General features: G+C 61.7%; 8 protein-coding genes. 3 read left to right on the plus strand and 5 right to left on the minus strand.

Annotation, left to right across the window (positions count from 1 at the left end; translation table 11 throughout):
- Window positions 1-4: 4 nt before the first annotated feature.
- Genes glgB through HJB91_RS22355 form a run of 3 tightly spaced genes read right to left on the minus strand, consistent with a single transcriptional unit; the run spans window position 5 to window position 8,715 of the window.
- Window positions 5-2,209, minus strand: coding sequence for a 1,4-alpha-glucan branching protein GlgB (glgB, locus tag HJB91_RS22345; RefSeq protein WP_221155911.1), 2,205 nt, complete (start codon window positions 2,207-2,209; stop codon window positions 5-7).
- Complete coding sequence (treS, locus tag HJB91_RS22350) at window positions 2,206-5,487, minus strand: maltose alpha-D-glucosyltransferase (protein ID WP_221155912.1); 3,282 nt, start codon at window positions 5,485-5,487, stop codon at window positions 2,206-2,208. The genes glgB and treS overlap by 4 nt, the downstream gene beginning before the upstream one ends.
- Window positions 5,488-8,715, minus strand: a complete 3,228-nt coding sequence (locus HJB91_RS22355) for an alpha-1,4-glucan--maltose-1-phosphate maltosyltransferase (RefSeq protein WP_221155913.1) — start codon at window positions 8,713-8,715, stop codon at window positions 5,488-5,490.
- A gap of 269 nt (window positions 8,716-8,984) precedes the next feature.
- On the opposite strand from HJB91_RS22355, the gene HJB91_RS22360 reads away from it, so the two are divergent.
- The 3 genes from HJB91_RS22360 (at window position 8,985) to HJB91_RS22370 (ending at window position 11,083) form a co-directional block, all read left to right on the plus strand.
- A complete protein-coding gene (locus tag HJB91_RS22360) occupies window positions 8,985-9,347 on the plus strand; it encodes a hypothetical protein (protein WP_221147385.1) in 363 nt (120 codons plus the stop codon).
- Window positions 9,348-9,417: 70 nt separating this feature from the next.
- Entirely contained in the window at window positions 9,418-10,299 is an 882-nt protein-coding gene (locus HJB91_RS22365; protein ID WP_221155914.1) for an MBL fold metallo-hydrolase, read from the plus strand.
- A gap of 10 nt (window positions 10,300-10,309) precedes the next feature.
- Complete coding sequence (locus HJB91_RS22370) at window positions 10,310-11,083, plus strand: phosphotransferase enzyme family protein (protein ID WP_221155915.1); 774 nt, start codon at window positions 10,310-10,312, stop codon at window positions 11,081-11,083.
- On the opposite strand, the gene HJB91_RS22375 is transcribed toward HJB91_RS22370, so the two are convergent.
- Window positions 11,084-12,127 carry a magnesium and cobalt transport protein CorA gene (locus HJB91_RS22375; RefSeq protein ID WP_221155916.1) on the minus strand — a complete coding sequence of 348 codons (1,044 nt, stop codon included), beginning with the start codon at window positions 12,125-12,127 and terminating at the stop codon, window positions 11,084-11,086.
- Window positions 12,128-12,287: 160 nt separating this feature from the next.
- Window positions 12,288-12,998: a DUF4272 domain-containing protein gene (locus HJB91_RS22380; RefSeq protein WP_221155917.1), complete on the minus strand. Its 711-nt coding sequence runs from the start codon at window positions 12,996-12,998 to the stop codon at window positions 12,288-12,290.
- Between the last annotated feature and the right edge of the window lie 19 nt (window positions 12,999-13,017).

Consider the following 13,017-nt stretch of genomic DNA (forward strand, 5'->3'; position numbering starts at 1 on the left):
CTTTTCACGGCGACGGCCCCTTGAGAAATATCGTCGCCAGCGGTGGCAGTGTCAGCGCGAGGGAATGCGGCCTGCCGTGGGCGGCCACGGGTTCGCTCGACACTGCGCCGTTGACGAGACCGGACCCGCCATATTCGCGCGCATCCGTCGTGACCCGTTCGACCCACACGCCATCCTGCGGCACGCCGATCCTGTAGCCGTAACGGGGCACCGGCGTGAAGTTCGAGAGGACGAGAACCGAGGACGAGCGATCGGGGGCATAACGCAGCATGCCGAGCACTGAATTCACCGCGTCGTCGGCCGCCGCCCATTCGAAGCCTTGGTGATGGAAATCGCCGAACTGCAATGCCGGCTCGTCTTTGTAGAAGCCGTTCAGATCCTTGACCAGCCGCTGGATTCCCGCATGCGCGGGCCGATCCAGCACTTCCCAGCTGATTGAGGCGTCGTGGTTCCACTCGCCGAGCTGAGCGATCTCGCCTCCCATGAACATCAGCTTCTTGCCGGGATGGCCCCACATGAAGGCGAGGTAGCTCCGCAGATTGGCGAACTTCTGCCACTCGTCGCCCGGCATCTTGCCGAGCAGCGAGCCTTTTCCGTAGACCACCTCGTCGTGCGAAATCGGCAGAATGAAGCGTTCGGAATAGGCATAGATCATGCCGAAGGTCATCGTGCCGTGATGGTAGCTCCGATGGACGGGGTCCTTCTCGATATAGCTCAGGCTGTCATGCATCCAGCCCATGTTCCACTTCATGTCGAAACCGAGCCCACCCTCTTCCGGCGGCTTGGTGACGCCGGGCCAAGCGGTCGACTCCTCTGCGATCGTCATCGCATGCGGGCAGCGCTCATGGACGATGCTGTTCAGGTGCTTGAAGAATTCCACCGCTTCCAGGTTCTCACGGCCGCCATACCGGTTCGGAATCCATTCCCCCTCGTTGCGGCTGTAGTCGCGGTAGAGCATCGAGGCGACGGCATCGACGCGCAATCCGTCGATATGGTAGCGTTCGAGCCATTCCAGCGCGCTGGCGATCAGGAAGCCTTTCACCTCGTTGCGGCCGAGATTGTAGATCAGCGTGTTCCAGTCACGGTGAAAGCCTTCACGCGGATCCTCGTGTTCGTAGAGCGCGGTGCCGTCGAAGCGGGCGAGCCCCCAGACGTCGGTGGGAAAATGAGCCGGCACCCAATCGAGGATGACGCCGATCCCGGCGCCATGGCAGCGGTCGATGAAATAGGCGAGATCCTCAGGCGTGCCATAACGGCCGGTCGGGGCGAAGAGGCCGAGCGGCTGATACCCCCAGGAGCCGCCGAAGGGGTGTTCCATGATCGGCAGCAACTCGATATGGGTGAATCCCATATCGCGAACATAGGGAACGAGCCGCTGGCTGAGCTCGACCCAGTCGAGCGACCGCCCGCCATTCTCCCGCAGCCAGGAACCGGCATGCACCTCGTAGACGGAGATCGGCCCTTCCAGTCTTTGCTGTCGCGACCGGCCCTTCATCCAATTGTCGTCAGTCCACCGGAATCGCATCGACGATGCGACGATCGAAGCGGTGGACGGGGCAGCTTCGCTCGCTCTCGCCACCGGATCGGCCTTCTGCGGCAAACAGTTTCCATGCGGATCGATGATCTCGAACTTGTATCTTTCGCCGGGCGCCAGCCGGGGCACGAACAGCTCCCAGACGCCGGCGGACTGCCTCAACCGCATCGGGTTTCGCCGCCCGTCCCAGGCGTTGAAATCGCCGACAACCGAAACGCGGCGGGCATTCGGCGCCCAGACGGCGAAACGGACACCTGCGACGTCGTCGACCGACATTTCAACCGCGCCGAGCGTCCGGCTCAGGCTATAATGCGTGCCCTCGGAGATCAGGTGGAGATCGAGCTCTCCAAGCAGAAGTCCGAAACTATAGGGATCCTCTGTGATCTGCTCGCCATCCGGCCATGTGATCCGCAACCGGTAGGGCATCCTCGAACCCATCGCCGCCGCAAACAAGCCTGAGGGGTGAGCGATGCTGAAGGGTGCCACCACCCTGCCGCTCGCCGCTTCGATGAGATCGACGCCTTCGGCACCCGGCAAATAGACGCGCACGATCGTCATGCCGCCGCTTTCATGCGGGCCGAGGATCGAGAAGGGATCGCCGTGGCGTCCCTCGATCAGCGCCCAGAGCGCATCATGTCCGATGCCGGCGAGAAGTTCCGAGCGTTCAACATTCATGCCTCGACCCCCGCTAAGCGCGATACGATTTCGGTAAGGCCGGCAAGCGGGATCGGCAGCCATTTCGGCCTGATGCGGGCCTCATAGGCGATTTCGTATGCCGCCTTTTCGAGAAGAAAAGCATCGAGAACCCTCCGTCGTTGTTCGGTCGGCATGGCGAGCGCCTTCGAGGCCGAGACCGCCTGCCAATAGGCATCGAGAAAAGCCTGCTCGGCATTGCGCCCGAAACGGGCGATGGCGTCATGGCGCACCTCGTTTTCGTGTTCGGTGACTGCGTCATTGTCGAGCTGGGCGGTGGCGACGAGATAGCTGAGCGACCGGAGAAGCCCGGCGACATCGCGCAGCGGAACCGTCTTGGCGCGGCGTTCAGCGAGGTTTTTCGCGGGTTCGCCCTCGAAATCGATGATGACGGCGTCGCCCTCACTGACCAGGATCTGACCGAGATGGAAGTCGCCATGCGTACGCGTCATCAGCGTGCCGCGGGCGCTCTCCGCCAGGCGCGCGCCAAGTTCAACCAGTTCGGAGCGGCGTTCCAGAAGCGGACGGGCGAGCAGATCGATAGCGGGCTCGGCATTTTCCTCGCGCTCGGCAAGCTTCGACATGGCATAGGCGACTTCGCCCGCCACCGCCTTCTTGATCGCCTCGACCTCATCGTCGCCAGCGACCACAGGGCTGAAAGCCTCGTCCGCGTTTTCCCCGGAGAGCACGACGTGTAACTCGCCGAGCCTCATACCGACCATGGCAACGAAGCTGATCAGCGGCCGGAAGACGTCGTCGCCGGGCTCGACCGCCGGATCGTTCAACACGAGCTCGTCGGCCGCGCGGCGCAGATTGTTCAGCATCCAGTTCCAGGCGTCGCCCTGGTTGCGGATCGCGCCCTGGACGATGATCAAGGTCGAGCGACGCCCACTGGAATCCGTATGCGCGACCTCGCCGAGGAGTGGAGCGGTGTGATGGTAACCCGCGCAGGTCAGAAACCGCGTCATCTCGACTTCCGGATGGACGCCCGGAAAGATGTGCCGGATCAGCTTGATCATGGCGACGTCGCCGACGATCAGCGAACTGTTGGATTGTTCGGCCGATAGCCAATGAACCGGCATGCCGTCGGTAACCTGTAGGCGGTCGAGCCGCTCGGTGCCGAGAAATTCGAGGGTGCCGGTACGTCCGGTGATGCGCGAGCGGTCGGTCAGCCCGCGCAGGATACCGCGCGCCATCGGCTCGACCGCGAACCCATCTGTCAGGAAGCCGACCCGCCTGCCCTGACGAACCCGCCCGAGCGCAAGCTGCTGTGTCAGAGCGGAGGGTTGCGCATCATCCCAGGCGACCGCCAGCGGCAACTGATAGGATTCGCTGTGATCCGGCAGCTCCACCTCCAACTCGCCGAGAACGATCCCATCGGCATAGGGGATCGGCGTTGCCGAAATCAGTCGAGCCGCCTGAAGCGGCTGATCCTTTGCGCCGAACCACCGCCGTTTGGAGAGGTAGGCGGGCAGAATTTCGTTGCTGAGGACGCGTCCCAGCCGCGGTTCATCGACGAGGTCGAGCAGACCGCGGCGGAGGACCATCGTCACGAGATCGGGAAGCTGTTCGGGCGGAGCAGTACGCCATGCCGGCGGATCGGCATCGGCCTCCAGCTGAAACCAGAAGAAGCCATAGGGCGGCAGCGTCAGGAGATAGGTCAGTTGCCCGATCGGCGGAAAGGGCGACATGCCCGTCAGTTCGATCGGCACGCGGCCCTCGAAGGCCGAGAGGTCGAGCTCGACCGCCTGGGGCAGTCGCGAGAGGTTTGCGACGCACATCAGCGTCTCGCCTTCATATTCCCTGAGATAGGCCAGGATCTTGCGGTTCTCAGGCGAGAGAAAACGCAGCGAACCGCGTCCGAAGGCCGGATGCCGACCGCGCAGCGCCAGCATCTTGCGCGTCCAGTTAAGCAGCGAATGCGCATCGGTGCTCTGGGCTTCGACATTGACAGCTTCGAAGCCGTAGAGCGGATCGGCGATCGGCGGCAGGACGAGGCGCGCCGGATCCGTTCGGGAGAAGCCGCCATTGCGGTCGGGTGACCATTGCATCGGCGTCCGCACCCCGTCACGGTCGCCGAGATAGATGTTGTCGCCCATGCCGATCTCATCACCGTAATAGATAACGGGCGTCCCCGGCATCGACAGAAGAAGCGCGTTCATCAACTCTATGCGCCGGCGATCGCGTTCCATCAGCGGCGCCAAGCGCCGCCTGATGCCGAGATTGATGCGGGCGCGCTTGTCGGAAGCATAGGTCTCCCAGAGATAGTCCCGCTCGGCGTCGGTGACCATCTCAAGCGTCAGTTCGTCGTGATTGCGCAGGAAGATCGCCCATTGGCAATTCTCCGGGATTTCAGGCGTCTGGCGCAGGATGTCGGTGATCGGGAAGCGGTCTTCCTTGGCAATCGCCATGTACATGCGCGGCATCAGCGGGAAGTGGAACGCCATATGGCATTCGTCGCCTTCGCCGAAATATTCGCGCGTGTCCTCCGGCCATTGATTGGCTTCGGCAAGCAGCATCACGCCGGGATGAGTGGCATCGAGGGCGGCACGGATGCGCTTGAGGATTGCGTGCGTCTCGGGAAGGTTCTCGTTGATCGTCCCCTCGCGCTCGACGAGGTACGGAATCGCATCGAGGCGGAAACCGTCGATACCGGTCTCCAGCCAGAAGCGCATCACCTTCAGTAGCTCCTCCATAACAAGCGGGCTGTCGAAATTGAGGTCGGGCTGGTGGGAATAGAAGCGGTGCCAATAATAGGCGCCGGCGACGGCATCCCACGTCCAGTTCGATTTTTCCGTGTCGAGGAAGATGATGCGCGTTTCCGGAAATTTCTGATCGCTGTCCGACCAGACATAGAAATCCCGCTCCGGCGATCCCGCAGGTGCATGACGTGCCCGCTGGAACCAGGGATGCTGGTCGGAGGTGTGGTTGATGACGAGCTCGATGATGACACGGATATTGCGCTGGTGGGCGGCGTCGACGAAGGCGCGGAAATCCTCCATAGTCCCGTAATCCGGGCTGACATTGCCGTAGTCGGCGATGTCGTAGCCGTCGTCACGACGCGGTGAGGGAAAGAAAGGCAAAAGCCAGATCGCGTTGACGCCGAGGGCTGCGACGTGATCGAGCTTCTGGTGCAGGCCGGCAAAATCGCCGACGCCGTCGCCATTGGCGTCGTAGAATGACTTGATGTGCAGCTGGTAGATGATCGCATCCTTGTACCAGAGCAGCGGGTCGACGCTACCGGGATTCATCGTGTCCATTCATGCCTCCGCTGCGCGAACGCGCCAGATCGCAAAGGGCAGGATCTGAGGATTGAAACCCACTCTCTGCCGCTTGCCGTTCCACCTGAACCGGTGCCCCGTGACCAAGTCCTCGGCGTCGAGCGCGCCGCCATCATCCAACGACCACTTCCAAAGCGGCAGTTCGACATCGCTTTCCTGAAAATTATGGGGGTCAAGGCTGATCGCGATCAGCAAGACATTGTCGCGGGCTTGGCTCGCCTTCTCGAAGAACAGGATGTTGTCATTCCAGGCGTTCAGCAGCGTCAGCCCGAGATGCGAATGCAGCGCGGTATTTTCGTTCCGAATGCGGTTCAGCATCCTGATTTCGGCGATGATGTTGCCCGGCCGGTCGTAATCCCAGGCGCGGATCTCGTATTTCTCGCTGTCGGCATATTCCTTGCGCTTGGCGTCGGGACGGCCCTCGCAGAGTTCGAAGCCGTTATAAACGCCCCACAGACCGGAAAGCGTCGCGGCGAGTGCAGCGCGGATCAGGAAGGCCGGGCGCGGCGCGTTCTGCAGAAAATCCGGATTGATGTCATGGGTGTTGACGAAGAAATGCGGGCGGAAGAATTCCTTCGGCGCCGTCTCGGTCAGCTCTCGCATATATTGCTCGAGCTCCCACTTGGTATTGCGCCAGGTGAAGTATGTGTAGGACTGGGAGAAGCCAATCTTCGCCAACCGGTACATGACCTTCGGCTTGGTGAAGGCTTCCGACAGGAAGACGACGTCGGGATGGCGCGCCCTGATATCGCCGATCAGCCATTCCCAGAACGGAAATGGCTTTGTGTGCGGATTGTCGACACGAAACAGCTTGACGCCCTGGTCGACCCAAAGCTGGACAATATCCCTGAGTTCCACCCACAGAGAGGGCAGCGCGTCTTTCGTATAGAAATCGACATTGACGATGTCCTCGTACTTTTTCGGCGGGTTCTCGGCATATTTGATCGTGCCGTCGGGCCTCCAGTCGAACCAGCCGGGATGTTCCGTCAGCCAGGGATGATCGGGCGAAGCCTGGATCGCGAGATCGAGCGCGATCTCCAACCCATGCCGGCCCGCCTCCTCGACCAGACGGCCGAAATCCTCGAAATCGCCAAGCTCGGGATGAATGGCATCATGGCCGCCCTCCTCGGAACCGATGGCATAGGGACTTCCGGGATCATCAGGCGCTGCCTTCAGGCTGTTATTGCGTCCCTTTCGGTTGGTCGTTCCAATCGGATGGATCGGCGGGAAGTAGAGCACGTCGAAACCCATGTCGCGGATGGCAGACAATCTCGGGATGACGTCGTCGAAGGTGCCGTGCCGATTGGGATCGCCGCTCTGTGAGCGCGGGAAGATCTGATACCAGCTGGCGAAGGCCGCCGACTTGCGTTCAGCATCGACGGCGCTTGTCGTGGAGCGAAGCCGGAAGGGCCGCCTGTCAGCCTTGTTCATCAACTCGGAGGTCTCGGGGTCGAGCAGGATTGCCGTGCGCTCGGCATCCGAGGCGTTTTCCAGACCGTCGATGAGCGCCTGCAAGTCGGCGCCGAGTGCCGCCGGCGCTTCGGCCCTCGCGGCGCGCACGAGGTTCAACCCCTCCTGAAGCTCCAGCTTCAGGTCCAACCTGGCATCGTTCTTCTTGGTCAGTTCGTAGCGGAAGATCGCGAACGGATTCTTCCACGCTTCGACCGCGAACTCGTAGCGTCCGATGCGCTCCAGCAGGAATTCGGCGCGCCAGCGGTCGTTCTCGACCAGCTGCATCTCAGTCTCGTTCCACTCCGCCATGGCGTCGTGCGGCCGCCAGAGCAGGACGGCCGCGATCGGGTCGTGACCGTCGGCGAATAGATCGGCCTCGACGGTGACGGTCTCGCCGACCACCCGCTTGACAGGAAAGCGTCCGTCATCGACCCGCGGCATGATGTTTTCGATGGCAAGCCGCGGCGAAGCGATCGCCTGCTCAACGTCGAGGGCGGGTCGGGATGTGATCGGCTCCGGCGCTCTGGCTCCGATGATCCGCGTCTCCCCGGCCCGCAGGCGCAGGATTGCGCCATCGGCCGCGACGGGAAGATAGCCGGACACCGCCTCGCGAACCGCCGTCATCGGCGCGGGCGCGCTTCTCCGGAGGTCCCGGTTAATCAGGACGAACCGCACATTCGATGCACTGCGGAGATCCTGCTCCTCGGATTGCACAAGCGCGGAGACCGGCCCGTTGGCGTTGCGGATCAGGCGAAGCGACGGAGCGCGCGCGTGGCCGGGCCTGCCGATCTCGGCATTGGCGGCGCGTATTTCAGAGGAGATGTCGAAGGCGAGATCATGGCGCAGCTTCCGCAGCCCCGAACCATCGCCGTGGGTTGGATCGAGCGGCGTCGCCGCACCATATTCGAAACCAATCGGAACCATGAGGCCGCCGCCGAGCGAGGCGGCGAGCCGCAGCGCTCTGACGGCACGCCGCTCGAGAATTTCACGGCTCTCTGTCCCATGCGCAATCCGTCTGGCAAAGGGCGGTTCGGGAAAGGCAATTTGCCAGCCGAGCGCCTCCTGAACGCGATGCTCCTCGACGAACCATCTCTCGTCGAGATCCCACCAGGCCATCGATGAAAAACATCCAGAAAAGCCCGCATCCGCGATCCCTCTTCTTACCGCAAAGTCGGTGCCGGGCGTCCAGGCGAGGAATTGCGCGTCAGCCTTCTCGCGCACCGCAGCGATCAGCGATTTGAAAAGCGCCGGTTCAGCGCGATCGATCCCGAGCACTCGGTAGCCGGAGAGGCCGAGCCCGGACAGCCGCCACAGCCGTTCGGTCCACTCCCCCAACAAACGCAATTGCCGCTCGGACCCGATCGTGTTCATCGGCTCCGCCGGATCGAGCGGCGAGCGTCGAGGATCGATCGGACGAAAGCCCACTTGCGCATCGCCGACTTTCCCGTCGAGCATCAGGTCCATCATCAGGCCGACGCCGTTCTTGTCAGCGGCCTCCGACAGGCGCGATATCCCATCATCGACCGCGCTTCCGAGCTGCAGTTCAGGATCGAGCCGATCGAGATCCCGGGAGGTAAAGACGCTGCAGTCCCCGCCTCGGTCGAAGAGCGGCGCCGTCAGAACATACTCAAAGCCAGTATCCGCCGCATGGTCGAAAACCTCGCGCCATGCATCGATGCCTTGGAGAAGTAGCGGGTTGACATAATAGATCCGGGGTGGGGTGCTGAACGCACCCTGCTTCGCAGAGAGTAACATCGGCCGCCGCCTCGTGTTGCTTTTCAGGCAAACTTCTTTTGGCGGAGGTTGTTCCACTCAAACCGTCAATTCACGGCTGCATGGGGCACATGGCTAAAGGCTGAACGCGCCTGCGCGCGAGGTGGGAGACGACGTGATCCGGCAGGCCGATCTCGCTCAGCGAGAGAAGGAAGTCCTCACGATTTGCCGGTAGAGATATTGCCGCCATGCGATAAAAGATCGTCCGACTGTTTCCGATCCGGAAATCTCGAGCGGTTGAGAGCCCATCAATGCTTCGATCAATAGTCTTCATCACCGCCCTCACGGCTTGCATACCCTGCCTCGCCTCCTGGAGCATCGAGACCGATCGCTCGACGCCGGATAAGCACGGCCTGTTCGAAATCCGCGAAAAGGCCAGGCGCTTCATCGCACAGGAGAACGCCAAGGCGCACGAGCAGTGGAACGTGCTAGAACCCAATGCGAAGGTGCTTGTGCCCCGATGCGCGGTGCCCCTGCAGGCACGATGGACGCCGAAGAGCCTCGGCCGCTCGAAGCCCAGCGTTATAGTGATCTGCGCGGCCGCTGTGCCGAACGCCGTGATGGAACGGTGGGATGTGCCAGTGCCGGTGGAGCGGAAATCGGGAAGCCCTTAGAGGGCGAGCATCCAAACGAGATTTGATGTAGTAGATGATATCACTGCGATTGCAGCGAAGGCGGGCAGACGTGAACCCAGCGGTAGAATTGTGCTCCTATCCCGGACTTGACGAGCGCATCATTATCCTCCGGGCGGGAGACGAGGTCGATGCCGTGTTTGTGCGGACCGAGAGGTTCAATGTCCTGGTCGATACGCTCGGCACGCCGGAACTGTGCCGGATTGCGCTCGATCTGGTTGGGGACAGAGGCGAGGATCGCCCGCTGATCGTCGTCAATTCGCATATGGATTGGGATCACTTCTGGGGGAACACTGCGGTTTCAGGGCGTGCTCCGATCATCGCGCATGCCGCCGCGCTCGACCGTCTGCGTGATGCCTCTACGCAGCAGATCCTGAAGGACAAGGCGAGACAGGAAACGCGGTTTGCGAACGTCGAACTTATCGGCCCGGATATCACCTTCTCCGGCTCGATGGTCCTCAACGGCGGCGATCTGACGTTGGAACTCATTCACACGCCGGGACACACGCCTGACCATATCGCCGTCTGGATTCCGGAACTCCGCATCTGCCTCGCCGTCGACGCGGTGGAATATCCCATTCCCGAAGTCTGGAGCAGGAGTGCCGATGATCTTCGCCAGATCCGCTCCTCACTCAGGCTTATCCGTGACCTTGATGCGAAACTGGTCATTCCCGCACACGGCAGAACATCGACGCCTTCGGCAGTGGACGAGAACCTCGCTTATTTCCAAGACTTGGCCGTTCGCGTCGGCGCCCTGAGTGAAAGCCAGCTGGCTGACCCGCAACTCGGCAGTACAAGTGGTTTCCGGCTTGACGACTTCGTCGCCATTCCCAACGGGATGCCGTCGGACACGGCGGCGTTCTACAGGAACTGCCATGAGACGAACCTTGGCGCTACGGTTCAGGCCCATATCGAAAAACTGAAATCTGCGTAGGAGGCCATGCGTGGAATTATTGGAGGGCGGTCGAACCGGGCAGATCTGGCGCGACGGCGATACCGTCATCAGACCATCAGGAGCATGGACGCCGACCACGCACCGGTTCTTGCGCCATCTCAGAAGCAACGGCTTCCCGGCGGCTCCGCAGCCCATTCAAATTATCGGCGACGATCAGGAGGTCGTCAGCTATGTCGACGGGCGCGTCTGCGAAGACCTCAGTGATCCCCTTGTCGGATCGGAGCGCATGCTGATTTCCGCAGCAAGACTTCTGCGCGATTTTCATAGAGCATCTCAAGGCTTTCTGGAATCGGATGACGATGCTCAGATATGGATGCTGCCGCCGCAGGAGCCGCGGGAGATCGTCTGTCACGGAGACTTTGCGCCCTACAATGTCGCCACCGTCGATCAGGAAGCTGTCGGGATCGTCGATTTCGACACTGCCCATCCCGCCCCGCGCCTTTGGGATCTCGCCTATGCGGTCTATCGCTGGGCGCCCCTCTCCGATCCTGCCAATGCCTCCGTGGCATTCGGTCTCGACGACCAACTGCGGCGGGCGGAAATCTTCTGCACCGCCTATGGCGCGACGATGGCAGAACGGCGTGGGCTTCCCGAAATGGTCTGCACGCGGCTCCAAGCCCTTGCCGATTTCATGTTGGCAAAGGCTGCGGCCGGCGACGAGACCTTCGCGGAAGACGTCGATGCAGGAGACGCCAGGCTCTATCTGAACGACATCGGCTATATCGGGATACACCGAAATCGGCTGCTGAAAGCGCTGTCCTGACTAAAGCCACTTTCGCCGACGGAAGAAGCCGAAAAGGCTGAGGCACAGGACGGCGATGACGCCCAACACGACGAAATAGCCATATTGGAATTTTAATTCCGGCATGTCGCTGAAATTCATGCCGTAGATGCCGGCGATCGCGGTGGGAACAGCGAGGATCGCCGCCCAGGCGGCGAGCTTGCGGGCGATTGCCGTCTGTTCCGTCTGGCCGATCATCACGCTGGCTTCGAAGGCGAAAGCGAGCACCTCGCGCAACGCGTCGATATCCTCCTGAACCCGGCGCACGTGATCGGTCACATCGCGGAACAGCGATTGCAGCGTCGGATCCATGCCGGGAAGATCGATATGCTCGTATCGCCGGCAGACGTCGACGAGCGGCACCACGGCGTTGCGCAGCCGCAGAAGCTTGCGCCGCAGCATGTAAAGCCGCTCGATGTCGGATTTTCCCAGCTGTTCGCGCAGCACGAGATCCTCGAGCATCTCGACCTCTTCCTGCACCACCTCGATAACAGGCATGTAGTTGTCGACGATGAAGTCGAGGATGGAATAGAGAATGTAGTTCTCGCCATGGGCAAGGGCGGCGGGCGTCGCCTCGCATCGCTGCCTGACGGCCAGATAGGAAGACGATTCTCCGTGGCGAACGGAGACGACATAACCGCGGCCAACGAACAGATGCGTTTCGCCGAAGATGATCTCGCCATCCTTCATATGGGCGGTCCGGGCGACGATGAACATCGCGTCACCGTAAATCTCCAGCTTCGGACGCTGGTGCGGCTGCGCCGCATCCTCAATCGCCAGCGGATGGAGATTGAATTCGGCCTGGATCTGGTGCAGCAGCACTTCATCCGGCTCGTGCAGGCCGATCCAGACGATCGCATCCTCCCGGTTCCGCCATTCGCCAGCCTCCTCTATCCTGATGTCGCGAATGCGCTGCCCATGCTGGTATACGGCTGCGGCCACGACGCCGCGCCGCTCGTAGGGAGACGACGCCGACCCGCTGTCAACCCGCGCGGAAACACTGTCCAGATCCTTCAGCCGTTCCAAATCCTGCCGTCCTCCCCGTCCTGCGGATCACGTGTTCGAAACCAACGCCGGTCAGGCGATGCGCCGATCATAATGCCATTTCGCAAAACATGCATCCACTTCGGCACGGGGGCCGACTGCCCCGCCTCAATCCTCGACTTGGGCAGGAAGTCCACACTCGTCACGTATCGGTGGAAATATCATCCCAGTCCTGATTCAGGTAACCGATCAGCCAGTTGAGGGCGTAGTGGCGCTCGTAAACCACGTCCTTGTCCAGTCCGGCCGGCGCCTCCTCGCCCTTCAGCCGTGCATTCACGACCGCCCAATCGTAGCGGTAGATCAGGTCGGCGGCGTCGAGCAGTTCTTTCTGCGGACGCAGCCTGGCGCGGCGCATCAGCCCGTCGGTGCCGAGTTCGCGAAGCGTCCCGGCGATGGATGGCACATCGCAAATATGGTCGGGACGTTCGAGATCGGCCGTGATCCCGAGCGCCCATAACATGACGTGCACGCCCTCATAGCGCCAAGCGAAGTTCACCCGGTCCTGCTCCGAAGGATCGGGGTCGTCCATGAACGCCTGTTCCTTGGGGGTGAAGAAACTTGCTGCATCGAATTGCCGGTTGAGAGCCTGGCCCATCGAGTGATCACCAGTCTCGCCTTTTACGGCAACGATCGCAAGCGCGATAGCGCGCTGAACGACTGCTCTTTTATCGCGGCGGGTGCTGTCGCTCTCTGCCTCCATGGACGGCAGATGATCGATGGTCGGCACGCCTTCCGACTGAAGCTGGGCGACAGACCGGGCTTTGCGTGCCTGTGCGTCATCAGGGGGTTGAGAAACGGCTGCCTGTACCGGCAGGACCAACGCAAGAAGGGCGGAAAATATGCGCTTCACCATGTCGGGCTCCTATTGTCCC

This window comes from Rhizobium sp. NLR10b (genome assembly GCF_019685435.1).
Lineage (GTDB): Bacteria > Pseudomonadota > Alphaproteobacteria > Rhizobiales > Rhizobiaceae > Rhizobium.